We start from the raw sequence: 16,544 nt of genomic DNA on the forward strand, positions 1-16,544 counted from the left end.
TATATGAAAATTCGTCCGCTTCACGATCGAGTCATCGTCAAGCGCCTGGAGGAAGAGCGCAAAACCGCCTCGGGTATCGTCATCCCCGACACTGCCGCCGAGAAGCCGGATCAGGGCGAGATCGTCGCCGTCGGCACCGGCAAGGTGCTGGAAGATGGCAAGGTGCGCCCGCTGGAAGTCAAGAAGGGTGACCGCGTGCTGTTCGGAAAGTATTCCGGGCAGACGGTGAAGGTTGAGGGTGAGGAACTCCTCGTGATGCGCGAGGAAGACATCATGGGCGTGATCGAAGCCGCCTGAGCCGCGACCGCGAGCACTGGTTATCTGGGAAATCTAGGTTAGGAGATTGAAAGAATGCCTGCAAAGGAAGTGAAGTTTCATGACAGCGCGCGCCACAAGATCGTGGCGGGCGTCAACGTGCTGGCCGACGCGGTCAAGGTGACCCTCGGCCCGAAGGGTCGCAACGTCGTGCTGGAACGCGCGTTCGGCGCACCCACCGTGACCAAGGACGGTGTCTCGGTCGCGAAGGAGATCGAACTCAAGGACAAGTTCGAGAACATGGGCGCCCAGATGGTGAAGGAAGTAGCGTCCAAGACTTCGGACGTGGCCGGTGACGGGACGACGACCGCGACGGTGCTCGCCCAGTCGATCGTTCAGGAAGGCATGAAGTTCGTCGCCGCGGGCATGAACCCGATGGATCTCAAGCGCGGCATCGACAAGGCGGTTGCCGCCACCATCGAGGAACTGAAGAAGCTCTCCAAGCCCTGCACCACGAGCAAGGAGATCGCCCAGGTTGGCGCCATTTCCGCCAACGCGGATTCCTCGATCGGCGACAAGATCGCCGAGGCCATGGAGAAGGTCGGCAAGGAAGGCGTTATCACCGTCGAGGACGGCTCGTCGCTGGAGATGGAACTGGAAGTGGTCGAGGGCATGCAGTTCGACCGCGGTTACCTCTCGCCCTATTTCATCAACAATGCCGAGAAGCAGATCGCGGTGCTGGAGAATCCGTACGTTCTGCTGCACGACAAGAAGATCTCCAACATCCGTGACCTCCTGCCCGTGCTGGAGCAGGTTGCGAAGGCCGGCAAGCCGCTGCTCATCATCGCCGAAGACGTCGACGGCGAAGCGCTGGCAACCCTGGTCGTCAACAACATCCGCGGCATCCTCAAGACCTGCGCGGTAAAGGCACCGGGCTTCGGCGATCGTCGCAAGGCCATGCTGGAAGACATCGCCATCCTGACCGGCGGTACGGTCATCGCCGAGGAAGTCGGTCTGTCGCTCGAAAAGGCGACCCTGAACGATCTCGGTCAGGCGAAGCGCATCGAGATCGGCAAGGAGAACACCACTATCATCGACGGCGCCGGCGATGCCAAGACCATTGAAGGCCGCGTCAAGCAGATTCGCACGCAGATCGAAGAAGCCACCAGCGATTACGATCGCGAGAAGCTGCAGGAGCGCGTCGCGAAACTGGCCGGTGGCGTGGCGGTGATCAAGGTCGGCGCCGCAACCGAAGTCGAAATGAAGGAGAAGAAGGCACGCGTCGAAGACGCACTGCACGCAACGCGTGCGGCCGTCGAGGAAGGCATCGTTCCGGGTGGAGGCGTTGCCCTCATCCGTTGTCGCGACGCCGTGGCAAAGGCCAAGGGCGACAACCCCGATCAGGACGCTGGCATCAAGATCGTGCTGCGGGCACTCGAGGAGCCGCTTCGCACCATCGTCGACAACGCCGGTGAAGAAGCCTCAGTGGTCGTCAACAAGGTCGTCGAAGGCAAGGGCAACTACGGCTACAACGCCCAGTCCGGTGACTACGCCGACTTAGTCGAGAGCGGTGTGGTGGATCCGACCAAGGTCACCCGCTGCGCGCTGCAGAACGCAGCGTCAGTGGCCGGCCTCATCCTCACGACCGACGCCATGGTCGCCGAGCTGCCGAAGGACGACAAGCCGATGCCTGGCGGCGGCATGGGCGGCATGGGCGACATGGACATGTAAGCCAGCGCGACTTCGCCCCTCGTAGCCCGAGGGGCGCGCACGCAAAGGCCCGGCTTCTGCCGGGCTTTTTTCTTTTCCGTTTGACAAACCTCAACCCCGTGCAAAAAAGTCGCACTTGTGTTTTCGGCTCGACTTGATTTTTCGGTACACTTCGCCCTCCAGCCGGCGTTCGATCGGTACGAAAGTTTCCGGGCCGCTTTACCTTCGGCGCCCGGGAGGCAAGGGGGAGGCTACGCCAAACAGCTTCGGCTGCACACGCCCTCTCTCCATCCGATCACCACCCGGGGATCGTCTATATCGAACAGGGAGCAGGGTCGACCATGCCAAGCACAAGCAAAGCCTTGAAGAAGTCCACTCCGCGCAAGCAGGCCTCACGTGCAGCCAGTAAGGCACGGATGAAGACGCCTGCGCGCACACCGCGCAAGGAAAAATGGGTTTATCTCCTGGAGGAGGGCGACGCGAGCATGCGCGACCTGCTCGGGGGCAAGGGCGCCAATCTGTCAGAGATGACCGTGCTGGGGCTGCCGGTGCCTCCCGGCTTCATCGTGACGACCCGCGCCTGCAATGCCTACCTGGCCGAAGGCGGCTTCCCGTCGGGGCTGTGGGAGCAGGCCATCGGGGCCCTCGCAAAGGTCGAGAAGCTCGCCGGGAAGAAGTTCGGCGACCCGAAGAATCCGCTGCTCGTGTCGTGCCGTTCGGGTGCCAAGTTCTCGATGCCGGGCATGATGGACACCGTGCTCAACATCGGCCTCAACGACGAGGTCGCCGAGGGCCTCATCGAGCTCACGCAGGACGAGCGTTTCGTCTACGACGCCTATCGCCGTCTCGTGCAGATGTACGGCACGGTGGTGATGAACCTCCCGGACGAGCCGTTCGAGGAGGTGCTGGGGCGCTACCGCGACGAGCGGGGCGTGGCGAACGACGCCGACCTCGCGCCGGACGATCTGCGCGCGATCACCGCGGAATTCAAGGACATCTTCAAGCAGCACACCAAGTTCGAGTTTCCGACCGATCCGCTCGAGCAGATGCGACTCGCGACCGAGGCGGTGTTCAAGTCGTGGAACGGCAAGCGCGCGATCGACTACCGCAACGCCGCCGGCATCGCTCACGACCTCGGCACCGCCGTCAACATCATCACGATGGTGTTCGGCAACATGGGCGAGAATTGCGGCACCGGTGTCGTCACCACCCGCAACGTCTCCACCGGTGATCGCGAGATCGAAGGCGATTACCTCACCAACGCACAGGGCGAGGACGTGGTGGCCGGCATTCGCGCCACCAAGCCGATCTCGGCGCTGCGCGACGAGATGCCGCGCATCTATGCGCAGTTCGAGAAGATCTGCAAGAAGCTCGAGAAACACTACCGCGACACCCAGGACGTCGAGTTCACCATCGAGCGCGGCAAGCTGTGGATGCTGCAGACGCGCGATGCGAAGCGCACCGCCAAGGCAGCCGTGCGCATCGCCGTCGACCTCGCCAACGAGCGCCTGATCACGCGCGAAGAGGCGGTCATGCGCGTCTCGCCGGATCATGTCGACTACTTCTTGCACCCGCAGTTTGATGCGGCCGAGAAGGCGGCAGCGAAGGAGCGCGGAGACAAGATCGCAACCGGCCTCAACGTCTCGCCGGGCGCTGCCAGCGGTGTGCTCGCCTTCGACGCCGACCTCGCCGAGGAGTGGGGCATCAAGGGCAAGAAGAACGTCATCATGGTGCGTCCGGAGACGAAGCCCGACGACGTCCACGGCATGCTCGCCGCGAAGGGCATTCTGACGAGCCGCGGCGGGCGTACCAGCCATGCGGCACTCGTGGCGCGGCAGTTCGGCAAGCCCGCGGTCGTTGGGGTGTCCGCGATGGAGGTCGACGCGGAGAAGCGTCAGTTCACCGTTGGGGGTCGCACCTTCAAGGAAGGTGAGGCCGTGTCCATCGACGGCACGACGGGCGAAGTGTTCGCCGGCGAACTGAAGACCGTCATCCCCGGTTTCGACGACGAATATCTGATCAAGCTGCTCGACTGGGCCGACGGTTTTCGCAGGCTCGGGGTGTGGGCGAACGCCGACTACCCGCGTGATGCGGAGCGCGCACGCCAGTACGGCGCCGAAGGCATCGGGCTGTGCCGCACCGAGCACATGTTCTTCGAGACGGCGCGCCTGCCGATCGTGCAGCAGATGATCCTCGCCAAGACCGACGAGGAGCGCGCCGGGCCGCTCGCGAAGCTGCTGCCGTTCCAGCGAGAGGACTTCGTCGGCCTGTTCCGCGCGATGGATGGTCAGCCGGTCACCATTCGCCTGATCGACCCGCCTTTGCACGAGTTCCTGCCGAGCTACGGAGAACTCCTGCAGGAAGTGACGCAGCTCGAAACCCGCATCTCGATGTCAGGAACAGGGGTCGACACCCAGACTCTTGCCGGCACCCTGCAACAGAAGAAGAGCCTGCTGGATGCGGTCGACGGCATGCGCGAAGCGAACCCGATGCTCGGGCTGCGCGGCGTGCGTTTGGGCATTCACCTGCCCGGGCTCGTGCGCATGCAGGTGCGCGCCATCATCGAGGCGGCCTGCCAGGTCTCCAAGGAAGGCGTAAAGGTCCATCCGAAGATCATGATCCCGCTGATTACGCACAGCAGCGAGCTCAAGATCGAGGACGAGATCCTCGAGGCCGAGGCGAAGCTGGTGATGAAAGAGCAGGGGATGCGCATCAAGTACGAGTTCGGGACGATGATCGAGATCCCGCGTGCCGCGCTCACCGCCGACCAGATCGCGAAGTACGCGCAGTTCTTCTCGTTCGGGACCAACGACCTCACCCAGACCACCTTCGGCATTTCGCGCGACGACGCGGAGACCGGATTCCTGCAGGAGTACCTCGAGAAGCGCATCCTCCCCGAGAATCCCTTCGCCACGGTGGACCAGGGCGGAGTCGGCAAGCTCATGGAGATGGGGGTGAACCTCGGGCGCAGCACGCGCCCCGACCTCAACGTCGGCATCTGCGGCGAGCACGGCGGCGATCCGAAGAGCATCGCCTTCTGCCACAAGATCGGCCTCGACTACGTGAGCTGCTCGCCGTTCCGTGTGCCGATCGCGCGCCTGGCGGCAGCCCACGCTGCACTTGCCGAGAAGAAGGAGTAGCGACACAGTGGGCGGCATGCGCCGCCCGCCTCGCATCCTGGAAGAAGCCGCAGGCCGAGGGGTCTGCGGCTTTTTTTCATGAACGTCCCCGTCCGCCCGTTTCCGTCATTCGGTGAAAAAGCAAAGGGCGCATCAGCGCCCCTTTGCGGTGGATGCGTCGTCTGCCTACTGTGATTTCTTCTTCTTGGTGGTTGTCGGTGTCGCCGCGGCCGGTGCAGCCTGCTGCGGCTGGGAGCCTTGGACTCCGAGCGCCCCACCGGTGCCGGGTCCGCCTTCGATAATCTGTGGCTGATAGTTGCGGGCCGCTCTCACCAGGTTGTTGTAGGAATCCGTGAAAGCGGCGACGATCACCTTGCCTTCCGCGGTGTTGGCATAGCCGCCGCCCACACCGCCGAGCGCGCCGCCAAAGACTCCCCCGATCGCACCGAAGTCCATGTTGCGGGCACTGCCCTCGGCCGCGGCGACCTGCACACCCGACCGATTGTCGACCAGGGTCAGCATCGTGCTCGCTTCCTTGAAGTTGATTTTTCCCGCCGCCCCCACCACCGCCCCGACCCAGCCACCGACGCCCGCACCGACGCCGCCGGCGTTCTGGTTGCTGAAGGTGATCGAAGGGCTCATCGAGTAATCGGCCGCGACCATCTGGCCCTTCCCGAAATTGGACTGCTGACGCAGTTCACCTGCGTCCTGCAGGGCACGCTCCTGCATCATGTTGTTCATGGCGCGGCCGCGCTCGACCACCATGAAGCAATTGGACTGCTGCACCATCAGCTTGAGGACGGGTGTTGTCGACCCGAGTCGCAACTGTCCGGTCAGGTAGCCGTACCAATACGAATTCACGTCTTCCACGACTGCGAGCGTGCCGAGCGGCTTCGGACATTTCTCCAGCTGGGGGTTGGCATTCACGGACGTGGCGCCGCCCGCCGACCCGGTTGCTGTGGTCTTCGCCTCCGGCGAGCCCATTTGCATATTCGAACAACCAGTGCCCAGCGCGGCGATGACAGCAGCGACGACACCGAAGGAGCGCCGCGTAAGGATGATGTGATTCATGTTGCCTCCCTTGATGTCCCCGGAACCAGCGGGCCGACCCCCGCAGCCGGTACATTAGACAACATCCAAAGCGGATAGAAGGTCCTGTCCTACCAACGGACTAGTTCCGAAGCACTGCTTTGCTGCTCTTGCGGAAGAAGAAACAGAGAAGCCAATGCCGAGGCGGGGACGCTACCCGGAGAGCTGCCCCGCACCTACCCCGGGAGGCGGCGGATGGGCGAGCACCGTGGCAAGCGCTCAGACAGCGCGGGCGCAACAGCCCGAGATCACCCCCAGACGCTCGTATTGCACCGCGGGACGACGGGGACTCACCCCGCGCCCCGCGGCGGCGCGGATTACTCGGGAATCGCGCCGAAGATGAAGGCTGCCTGAATCATGATGCCGGGCTTGCCGATGGCGCCGAACCAGCGATTGAAGATCTCGACGATCGCACCGCTGCGGTAGATCTCGGCGAGCGCGCCGTTCACGGCCAAGCGGAAATTGTCGTCGTTGCGCGGCAGGGTGATGGCGTACGGCTCGAAGGAGAGATCTTCGGTCAGAAGCGCGATCGCCTTCGGATCCTTCGCCTTCGGCGCGAGCGCCATGAGCAGCACCTTGTCGCTGGCGAAGGCGTCGAGCTGACCGGCTTCGAGCTGGGCGAGCCCTTCTTCGCGCGTCTTGATGGGCACGACGGTAGCGTTGATCACGCCCCTCTTGAGCGCCTCGTTCAGCGCCTTCTCGTTGGTCGTCCCGGGGATGACGCCGATCTTCTTGCCGGAGAGATCGGACAGCTGGCGCGCCGGCGAATCCGCCTTGATGAGCAGCCCGGTACCGTCGACGAACGTGAAGCTCGAGAAGTTCACCTTCTTCATGCGCGACAGCGTGACCGTGGTCGACCCGCACTCCATGTCGGCCTGCCCTTTCTCGATGGTCTCGAGGCGGTTCTGCACCGTGACCGGCACCCACTTGATCTGTACGCCTTCGGCGCCGATCTGCTGCGCGATCGTGCTTACCACGCGACGGCAGAGCTCGATGCTGTAGCCGGTTGGCTCCTTCGACTGATCGACGAAGGAGAAAGGCGCCGCGTCGCTGCGGTACGCGATGGCGACGCTCTTCGATTCCTTGATCTTCTTGAGATGGCCATCGACCTGGGCGCTGGCAAGCGCAGGTGCGAACAGCGCCGCGACGACGAGGGTGGCAAGGCGACGAAACATGGGCAGAACTCCTTGGGCGTGGGAAAACAGCCGCGCAGGGTAAGGGTTTTTTTCTTGCGCGGCAAATGAGCTTTGCATGGCTGCGGACCGCGGTTCAACGATGTCCACAGCGCTGGTGCTGCGCAGGTGCGCGCTGATTCGCTACCATGTCGCCATCACGCGGAGACAAAGATGGCGGCGGACGCACTGAAACCGGGCTTGAAGGGCGAAGCGGAACTCGTGGTGGGCGAGGAGCACACGGCGCTGCGCGTCGGCAGCGGCCGAGTGCGAGTGTTTGCCACACCCCTGATGATCGCGCTGATGGAGACCGCCGCGGTCGCCGCGGTGGAAGACGCGCTGGCACCCGGCCAACAGAGTGTCGGCACCCACCTCGACGTCCGCCATCTCGCCGCGACACCGGTCGGCATGCGCGTGCGCGCGACGGCGGAACTGCTCAAGGTCGATGATCGCGTGCTCACGTTTGGCATCGCAGCGGTCGACGAGAAGGAACCGATCGGCGAAGGGACACATGTCCGGGCACTCGTCGATGCGGAGCGCTTCGACGCACGCGTTCGCGCCAAGCTCGATCAGGCGGGACCGAGCTCGTAGCGAAACGGCCCAGCCGGCCGCAGCCCCGCACGGCCCCTCAGGTCAGGTACCTGGCAGGGCAGCGGGCGGGCCTCCACGTTCTCGCCATGTCTTCCGGGCCACACGGCGGTGAGTGACGTCACCATTGGCAGGCTTCTGCATGCACGCCGCGGCGCCGTTGCGCTTACCTACACGCTCACGCTGCTTGAGAACGTCTGCACGCTCGCTTACCCGGCACTCACCGGTATCGCTGTCGACCGTCTCGTAAAACGAGATTTCATCGGCCTGGCGGCACTGGTGGGTGTCTGGCTGGTGCACCTGGCCTTGTCCTTTTCCCGTCAGCGCCTCGACACGAGGGTGTTCATGGGGCTCTACGCGCAGGTTGCCGCACACGTGGTCGGCGTACAGCAAGGCCGTGGCCACGGTACCAGCACGGTTTCCGCACGCGTCGAGATGGTCCGCGACGTCGTCGGGTTCTTCGAGAAGGAGGTTCCCGCGATCTTCCAGAACATTCTCCTGATATTGGGCTCGCTGGTGATGCTCTTCGTGTACGACGTCGATGCGGGCACGCTGGCGATGGCCGTTCTGCTGCCGATGGGGCTCGTCAATGGTTGGTACTGGCGCAAAGCGCTGCGTCTGAATCAGGGTATCAACAGCGAGATCGAACGAGAGGTTGACGCTATCGCTTCGCGCCGTCGCTTCCGTATCGGTCGCCACTTCGGGCTGCTGCGACGATGGCGCGTGAAGCTTTCCGACACGGAGTCGTGGACTTGGGCCCTGACCGAGCTTGCCACCATCGTCGCGCTGGTGTTCATTCTCATCGACTTCACGCAGTCGCCCGCGTTCACCGCAGGCGCCATCTATGCCGTCCTCACGTACGTCTACGACTATCTCGAAGGACTGAATCACGTGCCGACCGTGGTGAACAACCTCGCGCGCCTCAAGGACGTACGCGCACGACTTCGGGAGTGACTCTGCCGACACGGCTCGACGAGCCGTGAGCATTCTCATGCGCGCGACACGATGCCACTGTAACGTTCACTTCTCCTTCGGGTCGTGGCAGTACCACGCGGCGTCCTCGTTCACACACCGCGACATCGTATAGTTCGCTACGCCCGAACCGCATGACGGTAGGGGGATGGACTTCTTCTCGCGAACTCGCACTGTTTCGCCCTCTGCGCCTTTCGCTCATCAATGGCACGATAACTGCCGATTCGACGCCTCGTCATCCTTGGCGGATCGTCCGCCGGAGCCCAACTTGAGGACGAGGCAACAGATGCTCAGAATCGCCAAACGCGCCGATCACCGGCCCGCCGACCCCCGCGAGGCGAGAAAGCTCGTCTCCGACCTGCCCTCCGGCGACGCCCTGCGGTCGCTCGAACAGGTCGTCGAATGGATCGAAACCTTGACGGCGTTGCCGGAGGTTCGACTCGACAAGCGCTTCGAGGCGATCAGCGTATTCGAGGAGACGGCCACCCTGCTCGAACGCCGTGTTGCCCGGGACTACGGCCGCAGCGGACGCCTGCCCGCGGCGCGCGAGCAACGTCTGTGGAACGCCGCCCACCGCCTCTGGCATCAGCTGGCCGTCGCGTACCAGCTCTGCATGATGGAATACGACGCCGGCGTGACGGGTGCGACATCGCTGCAGCTGCGTGCGCCGGTCATGGGCTGCCACGCGATGCGCGCGCTGCGCAAGGAGATGAAGTGGGTGCTGCTCCGCCACGGTGGTATCGAGGGCCGACTCTGGCAGGAAGCCGCGCGCATCTACCAGGTCGGCCAGAAACACGGCTGCGCCCGCAAGGAGGTCACGCTTCATCCCGGTCAGGCCGGCCGCTCGACGGTCGAGCGCGAGCTGGTCAAGATGCTGATGCTCGCCGTCTCTTCGCCATGCAGCCTGATCCCCCTGCAGATCGACATCGCCTCGCACCTCGTGTCGCGCTGCGCGGAATTCGTGGCCATCGAGACAAGCCGGAGCACCGACACGACCCATGCGTTCGAGGTGATCGGCGAGCAGCCGCCGCGGCGCGCGCGCGCTGACGACGAAGGCCCGTCGCTGCGTTACCTCGCGTGCCACAGCGCGCTGCCGCACCTCGAACGCATCAGCAAGGACCTCGCGCAGCAGGGAGCCGTGGAAGGGACTGCCTTCGGCGGATACGAGCCGCGCATGGTGCGCGAGGTTGCGCAGCACCTCAGCCTCTACTGGTCCGCAAATCCGCCGCAGCGGGAATCCGAACGTCATGCGACGATGTCGCGCGTGAACGTGGTGCCGGCCTTTCAGGGGCTGCTGGATGCGCTGCAGGGCTACGTCGGCGGACCCTTCGTCGACGACGTCACCGAAAGCTGGATCGCTGAGAACGTGAGTCGCGGTGGTTACGGCGCCATCATCTCGCACGTCAAGGGTGACTGGGTGCGCGTCGGCGCACTCGTCGCGATCAAACCGGAGGCGGCGCCGGTGTGGGGCGTAGGTGTGGTTCGGCGGATGTCGCGCGACGAGAATCGTCAGTGTCATGTCGGCATCGAATCCTTCTCGAAGGCTGCGATTCCGGTGCACCTGGTGGCAGCGGGAACGCCAATCTCCCCGAACCCGGCAGATCATTTCCCCAACGCCGCGGTGCTCGGCCTCAACCTCAAGTGCTCGGGCGAGGTCGACCTCGTGATGGAGGCCGGTGCTTACTCGTCCCGCCTGCCCATGGAGATGGTGGTGCGCGGCGTCGTTCATACACTGACGCCGGTCGGCTTCGTCGAAGGCGGTGATGACTTCGACATCGCGCGCTACCGCATCGACGAGCCCAAGCCGTCGTGATGGACTGAAGGAAAAGTGGGACGGAAAAAGGGCGGCTCAGCCGCCCTTTTCTCTCTGTGCGGGCACGAAACCCCCGCTTACGTGAGGGGCGCCCCCCGCGAATGCCGCCGGACCGGCATCTTGAACCTGGGGTTCAAGAGTGGTCGCTTTCCGAACGCATCAGGCAATTCCGATCCGGAGTCGCACAACAGCGCTGCTTGAGTCCGCAACCAAATAAACTATATTGGTTCAAAGAGTATATGGTCCGGACGGCACCGCAGGGGACATAAACCGGAACGCGATCAGCCTTGCTGCTCCTGATCCACAAGTGCGCCGTCAATGGCCGCCTGCATGATTTCGATTCTACGCTTGAAGTCCGTGATGTCAATTGCTCCGCCGGCCCGCGTCGCGAGCAATTCGTGTGCGATATTGAGCGCCGCCATCACGGCAATGCGCTCGACGCCGACGACCTTTCCCTGCTCGCGAATCTCCCGCATCTTGCGATCGAGATAGACCACCGCCTCCAGCAGTTCCTTTTCCTGGTTCGACGGGCAGGCGACGCGATACTCGCGCCCCATGATGGTGACATCGAGCGTCTTCGGCGCCGCGTTCATGGCATTTCGTCCGGCAACTGTTCGACGAGCCGCTCGAGGCGCGCGCGCGCACCTTCGACGCGCTCCTGAAAGTGGCGCAGCTCATTCCGGCTTTCGCCGAGTTCGTCACGCAGCCGCCGGTTCTCGGAGCGCAGCCTCTGACAGGTCTCCACCAGCAGCATTAACTTCTTCTCGAAGGCGCCAAGCTCGGTATCCATAGGCGAACTATAGTGACATAAATTCCGTAGCGTCAATCACCAGCAGTCGGCAGTGAATGTTGCTTCGCAGGTACGCTCCTGCCGCGCTTGACGGACGAACGGAGTGCTCGCGGGCGTCCCGCCGGCGGTGTGAGCGTGCCCTTGGCGGGGCGCTTTCGCGGACCTTTCGGGCTATACTTCGCCCCGTTGAGGTGCCGCTGCCAGTTCACTCGGCAGTGGTTGAACGGGAAACAGGTGCGGCATCGCGCAAGCGGTCCCAATTCCTGTGCTGCCCCCGCAACGGTAAGTGAGCATGGGCGCGCCACCGACGCCACTGTGGGACCAAAGCCCACGGGAAGGCGGCGCACCCGGGACGCACGAGCGTCCCGCCTCACGAGCCCGGATACCGGCCTCCGACAACTGCAACGGACGTTCCGCGGAGGGCGGATCGGCGCGCGCCTCCCCGGCTCACGTTTCACTCTCCACGGGTGTTCCGATCCGATCGATCGACACGGCGTGCGGAGGGCACGTCGCAAGCCAGGGAGAATCCAAGAATGAAGCATCGCGCCCTTATGGGGATGGCGGCCCTCGCCGTCCCCGTCTGCGGTTTTGCCCAGTCCAGCGCCGAATCCATCGCCGACGAGGTCGTGGTCACGGCAACGCGGTTTCCCCAGGAGAACCGCGACCTGCCCATCGGGGTGAGCGTCATCACTGCAGACGAAATCTCACGCAGTGGCTCGCAGACGTTGCCGCAACTGTTGTCGCTGCGCGCCGGCGTACAGATTCGCGATGCCTCGGGCAGCCCGGATCAGCAGGTCGACATGCGCGGCTTTGGTCTCACCGGCGACCAGAACACGCTGGTCCTGCTCGACGGCCAGCGTCTCTCCGAGAACGAGCTCACCACGGCGCGCTGGTCGACGGTGCCGCTGGACTCGATCGAGCGCATCGAGATCCAGAGCGGCAGTGGCGCCGTGCTCTACGGGGGCGGTGCCACGGGCGGCGTCATCAACATCATCACCAAGGCGCCGAAGAGCGGCGCCGTGAGCGGTCAGGCGCTCGCACTCGGCGGCAGCTACAGCACGGTGCGCGGGGAGGCCGGCGCCAGCGCCGGCGGCGAGCATGTCGCGGCCAACGCCTTCGTCGGCTACAACGGCTCCGACAACTATCGCGAGAACAACCGTTTTTCGCAAGGCAACGGCACGGGTGAGCTGCGCTGGTTCGATGCGACGAGCTCGATCAGCCTGCGGGCATTCGGCAACGACCAGAGCCTGCAGCTTCCTGGCGCCCTGACCGCAGAACAGATCGCCCGCAACCCGCGCGCGGCATCCACCCCCAACGACTCCTCGACGCTGCGCGGCTGGGGCACGATCCTGAGCGGCCGGCAGGGGATCGGCGACGGTGAACTCGCGATCGATGCGACCTATCGCAACCGGGCCGCGAATGCCTCCATCCTGTTCTTCGGCAATACCTTCAACACGGAGACCGACGTCGACGTCTGGACGCTGTCGCCCCGTGGACGCCTGCCGTACTCCCTTTTCGGCTTCGAGCACACGCTGGTGGCAGGCTGGGACGCCTCGTGGTGGTACTACAACCAGAATCGTGACTTCGGCCCGGCACGGCTCGAGGCCAATCAGACCGATTGGGCGCTGTACGCGCAGCAGACCTCGCAGCTCACGCCGACAACGCTGTTCTCGTACGGCGGACGGGTGCAGCAGGTGTCGCAGTTCGCGCAGGACCGCGAGAGCGTCCAGCCCTATGCGCGGGGCTCGACAACGGGAAATCCGGTCGCATGGGAGTTTGCGCTGCGCCAGGGTCTGGTCAGCGGGCTCGCCGCGTTCGGCAAGTATGGCCGCAGCTTCCGTGTTCCGAATATCGACGAGCTCTTCAACCAGTTCGGCGGTCCGAACTTCGATCCGATCGTGAGCAACCTCGCGATACAGACCTCGCTCGGCGGCGAGATCGGCCTCGAATACGCGGCGTCCGGGTACTCGCTGCGCACGACGTTCTACGACATGCGGCTCAACAACGAGATCTATTTCAATCCGGTGACCTTCACCAACGTCAACCTGCCGCCGACCGAGCGCTATGGCGTGGAGGTGACGGGCCGCTGGTCGCCTTCCGAAGCCTTCGACCTGTCGGCCAACTACACGTACGCGATCGCCGAGTTCCGCAGCGGGGACGTGGGTGGCGCGTCGCTCTCCGGCAAGAGCGTGCCATTGGTCGCCAAGAACAAGGCAAACGCGCAGATGCTCTGGCGCTTCCTGCCGAACGCTCGCTTCTACGCGACCGTGAGCTACGTCGGCGATCAGTTCTTCGACGGCGACGCCACCAATACCTTCGGGCAGAAGATCCCGTCCTACACGCTGGTGAATCTCAAGGCGGAATACGACATCGAAGGCTGGACGCTGGCCGCTGGCGTGAACAACCTGTTCAACGAAAAGTACTTCAACTACGGGCTGGTGGTGGCGCCGACGTACATCGCCTATCCGCAGGCGGGCATCACCTTCTTCGGGTCGGCGCTTTACGCGTTTCGCTGAGGCGGGCGGCGGTTTTGACCGGCGCGCGCGCGCTGCCGCATAATCCGGCGCGCGCCGCACGTCGCGGCCGTATCCCTCACCGTGCCGCCCGCCACCCCCGCCACCTCGTCCCGCAGGACTCCCGCCGCCGCCGCTGACAGCCGCACGCTGCTGCGGCGCCTGCTGTCCTACATGCTGCCGTACTGGCAGCGCTTCCTGGTGGCGATGGTCGGCATGGTCGTCGCAGCGGTGACGCAACCGGCGCTCGCTGCGCTCATGAAACCGCTGCTCGACGGCACCTTCGTCCACCGCGACCCGTTCTGGATGCGGCTAGCCCCGGTGCTCATCGTCGGGCTGATGCTGATCCAGGGCTTCGGCACCTTCGTTTCCGTCTACGGCTCGAACTGGCTCGGCAACAAGGTCGTGTACGACCTGCGCACGCAGATGTTCCGCAAGCTGCTCGCGCTGCCGACCGCGTATTTCGAGAGCAATGCGAGCGGTGTCGTCGTCTCGCGCTTCACCTTCGACGCGACGCAGGTGGCGCTCGGCACGAGCAGCGTCGCCACCGTGATCATCAAGGACGGGCTCTCCATCATCGCCCTGATGAGCTATCTCCTGTACCTCAACTGGAAGCTCACGCTGCTCACCTTTGTCATCGCGCCGCCAATCATGTTCGTCGTCGGCACGGTGAGCCGGCGCCTGCGCACCATGAGCCAGGGCGCGCAGGAGGCAATGGGCGATCTCAACCAGGTGCTGAACGAGACCACCGCGGGCATGAAGGTGGTCAAGGTATTCGGCGGACAGGGCTACGAGGCGGAGCGCTTCGCAGATCAGGCCGCGCGCGTGCGCCGCTTCAACATGAAGCGCGAGACGGCGGCGGCGGCAAACTGGCCGCTGGTGCAGGTCGTGGTCTCGATCGGGGTGGCGGCGATCGTCTATCTCGCGGTGCTGCAGTCGGCCGCCGACCAGACCACCGTGGGTGGCTTCGTCTCCTTCCTGGTGGCGGCGATGCTGCTGATCGCGCCGCTCAAACGCCTGACGACGGTCAACGAGAGCATGCAGCGCAGCTTGGCGGCGGCAGCGACCGTATTCGAGTTCCTCGACGAGCCCGCGGAATCCGACACCGGCACGGTGACGCTCGCCCGCGCCCGCGGTGCGATTCGCTACGACCGTGCGACGTTCGCCTACGCGGGATCAGACGCTCGCGCGGTCGACGACGTCTCGCTCGAGATCCGGCCGGGGGAGACGGTGGCGCTGGTCGGCCCGTCAGGTGCCGGGAAGACAACCCTGGTCGCCCTGTTGCCGCGCTTCTACGAGTTGACCGCCGGCCGCATCGAACTCGACGGCCACGATCTCTCGGACCTCACGCTGGCGAGCCTGCGCGCCAACATCGGCTTCGTGTCGCAGGAGATCGTGCTCTTCGACGACACCATCGCCGCAAACATCGCCTACGGCGCGCGCTCCGGCGCCTCCGCTGCCGAGATCATCGCCGCGGCGCAGGCGGCACACGCGTGGGACTTCATCTCGCAGCTGCCGCTAGGGCTCGAGACGCCCGCCGGCGAGCGCGGCGTCAAGCTCTCGGGTGGACAGCGCCAGCGCATCGCGATCGCCCGCGCCTTCCTCAAGGACGCCCCCGTGCTGGTGCTGGACGAGGCCACCTCCGCACTCGACGCGGAGTCCGAGCGCCACGTGCAGGAAGCGCTCGCCACCCTCATGCGCGGCCGCACCACGCTCGTCATCGCGCACCGCCTGTCCACCGTCGAGAATGCCGACCGCATCGTCGTGCTGGAGCGCGGACGCATCGTCGAGATCGGCAAGCACGACGAATTGATCGCGCGCGACGGCCTTTACGCCAGGCTCTATCGGCTGAACCTGGAAGCGCCGCCACCGATCCCGGCTGACTGAGAACCGAGAGCGAGCGCCGGCTTCAGTCGCGGCGCAGTGCCGAGACGAGCGGCGCCCAGCTGTTTTCCCGGCGCACCTGCTCCCCCGCGCTGCGCGCGCGCTCGCAGTATCCCGCGTAATCGGCGAGCAGCCGTTGCGAGGCCTGCCAGAGCCCGGCGGGGTCAGCTTCGCCGACGACCGCCCCGGCGTCGAAGCGCGCGACGAGATTCGCCATCGAAGTCCCCGCAATAGTCACCACCGGGCAGCCGGCGCTCAGGGAGTCGAGCGTGATCGCGCTCATCTTGGATGCGTACTCCTCGCGCCGGTAGGGCTGCAGCGATATGCCTCCGGGAAAGAGGGCCGCGTACTCCTTCGGCATCAGCGGATCGGGCAGCAGTGTCAGGCCCGGGTAGGTGATGGCGCGCAGCCGCTCGACGTGCGCGCGGGTCGCAGCGTCATGGCGCCCGTAGTGATCGCCGCAGGTCTGCACGGTGATCGGCACGTCGGCGCGCACCGCTGCCAGATGGGCGACGAGATCGACGATCGCACCGAAACCCTTGTCGGCGCGCGCAGCGCCAGCATACAGCAGATGGCGGAAGGGACTCGGCTCCGCGGGGAACGCGCCGGCGTCGAGACCCGGCGGCAGGCTGAGCGTGG

Annotated in this window: 13 protein-coding genes and 1 riboswitch; of the genes, 8 read left to right on the forward strand and 5 right to left on the reverse strand. The window is 64.9% G+C overall.

Translation table 11 applies throughout. The features are described 5' to 3' along the window. The first annotated feature begins 3 nt into the window (after positions 1 to 3). The 3 genes from groES to JNK68_10705 all read left to right on the forward strand — a co-directional run bounded on the left by groES (position 4) and on the right by JNK68_10705 (position 5,105). Positions 4 to 297, forward strand: coding sequence for a co-chaperone GroES (gene groES / locus JNK68_10695; protein ID MBL8540826.1), 294 nt, complete (start codon positions 4 to 6; stop codon positions 295 to 297). A 54-nt stretch (positions 298 to 351) separates the two neighbouring features. Next, positions 352 to 1,986: a chaperonin GroEL gene (gene groL / locus JNK68_10700; protein MBL8540827.1), complete on the forward strand. Its 1,635-nt coding sequence runs from the start codon at positions 352 to 354 to the stop codon at positions 1,984 to 1,986. Positions 1,987 to 2,381: 395 nt separating this feature from the next. Next, positions 2,382 to 5,105, forward strand: a complete 2,724-nt coding sequence (locus JNK68_10705; GenBank protein ID MBL8540828.1) for a pyruvate, phosphate dikinase — start codon at positions 2,382 to 2,384, stop codon at positions 5,103 to 5,105. A gap of 165 nt (positions 5,106 to 5,270) precedes the next feature. Here the strand turns inward: JNK68_10705 and JNK68_10710 are convergent, their stop codons facing one another. Both JNK68_10710 and JNK68_10715 read right to left on the reverse strand, forming a co-directional pair. Next, positions 5,271 to 6,155, reverse strand: coding sequence for a peptidoglycan-binding protein (locus tag JNK68_10710; protein MBL8540829.1), 885 nt, complete (start codon positions 6,153 to 6,155; stop codon positions 5,271 to 5,273). 335 nt (positions 6,156 to 6,490) lie between these two features. Further along, a complete protein-coding gene (locus tag JNK68_10715) occupies positions 6,491 to 7,348 on the reverse strand; it encodes an amino acid ABC transporter substrate-binding protein (GenBank protein MBL8540830.1) in 858 nt (285 codons plus the stop codon). 171 nt (positions 7,349 to 7,519) lie between these two features. Between JNK68_10715 and JNK68_10720 the strand changes: the two genes are divergently transcribed. The 3 genes from JNK68_10720 to JNK68_10730 all read left to right on the forward strand — a co-directional run bounded on the left by JNK68_10720 (position 7,520) and on the right by JNK68_10730 (position 10,718). Next, positions 7,520 to 7,936: a thioesterase family protein gene (locus JNK68_10720; GenBank protein MBL8540831.1), complete on the forward strand. Its 417-nt coding sequence runs from the start codon at positions 7,520 to 7,522 to the stop codon at positions 7,934 to 7,936. A 108-nt stretch (positions 7,937 to 8,044) separates the two neighbouring features. Continuing rightward, positions 8,045 to 8,887 carry a hypothetical protein gene (locus tag JNK68_10725; protein MBL8540832.1) on the forward strand — a complete coding sequence of 281 codons (843 nt, stop codon included), beginning with the start codon at positions 8,045 to 8,047 and terminating at the stop codon, positions 8,885 to 8,887. Positions 8,888 to 9,191: 304 nt separating this feature from the next. Further along, entirely contained in the window at positions 9,192 to 10,718 is a 1,527-nt protein-coding gene (locus JNK68_10730) for a hypothetical protein (GenBank protein MBL8540833.1), read from the forward strand. 281 nt (positions 10,719 to 10,999) lie between these two features. Here JNK68_10730 and JNK68_10735 read toward each other — a convergent pair whose 3' ends face one another. Continuing rightward, complete coding sequence (locus tag JNK68_10735; protein MBL8540834.1) at positions 11,000 to 11,311, reverse strand: cell division protein ZapA; 312 nt, start codon at positions 11,309 to 11,311, stop codon at positions 11,000 to 11,002. After that, positions 11,308 to 11,508 carry a hypothetical protein gene (locus JNK68_10740; protein ID MBL8540835.1) on the reverse strand — a complete coding sequence of 67 codons (201 nt, stop codon included), beginning with the start codon at positions 11,506 to 11,508 and terminating at the stop codon, positions 11,308 to 11,310. The genes JNK68_10735 and JNK68_10740 overlap by 4 nt, the downstream gene beginning before the upstream one ends. A gap of 172 nt (positions 11,509 to 11,680) precedes the next feature. Continuing rightward, a riboswitch (cobalamin riboswitch) is annotated at positions 11,681 to 11,917 on the forward strand. A gap of 124 nt (positions 11,918 to 12,041) precedes the next feature. Here JNK68_10740 and JNK68_10745 point away from each other — a divergent pair. Then, positions 12,042 to 14,024 (forward strand): TonB-dependent receptor, encoded by a 1,983-nt coding sequence (locus JNK68_10745; GenBank protein MBL8540836.1) that lies wholly within the window; start codon positions 12,042 to 12,044, stop codon positions 14,022 to 14,024. Between the two features lie 171 nt (positions 14,025 to 14,195). Next, positions 14,196 to 15,908: a lipid A export permease/ATP-binding protein MsbA gene (msbA, locus tag JNK68_10750; GenBank protein ID MBL8540837.1), complete on the forward strand. Its 1,713-nt coding sequence runs from the start codon at positions 14,196 to 14,198 to the stop codon at positions 15,906 to 15,908. Between the two features lie 22 nt (positions 15,909 to 15,930). Here the strand turns inward: msbA and JNK68_10755 are convergent. Continuing rightward, the coding region (locus tag JNK68_10755) for a glycosyltransferase (protein ID MBL8540838.1) at positions 15,931 to 16,544 on the reverse strand (614 nt) is incomplete at its 5' end.

The sequence above is a fragment of the Betaproteobacteria bacterium genome, assembly GCA_016791345.1.
GTDB lineage: Bacteria > Pseudomonadota > Gammaproteobacteria > Burkholderiales > JAEUMW01 > JAEUMW01.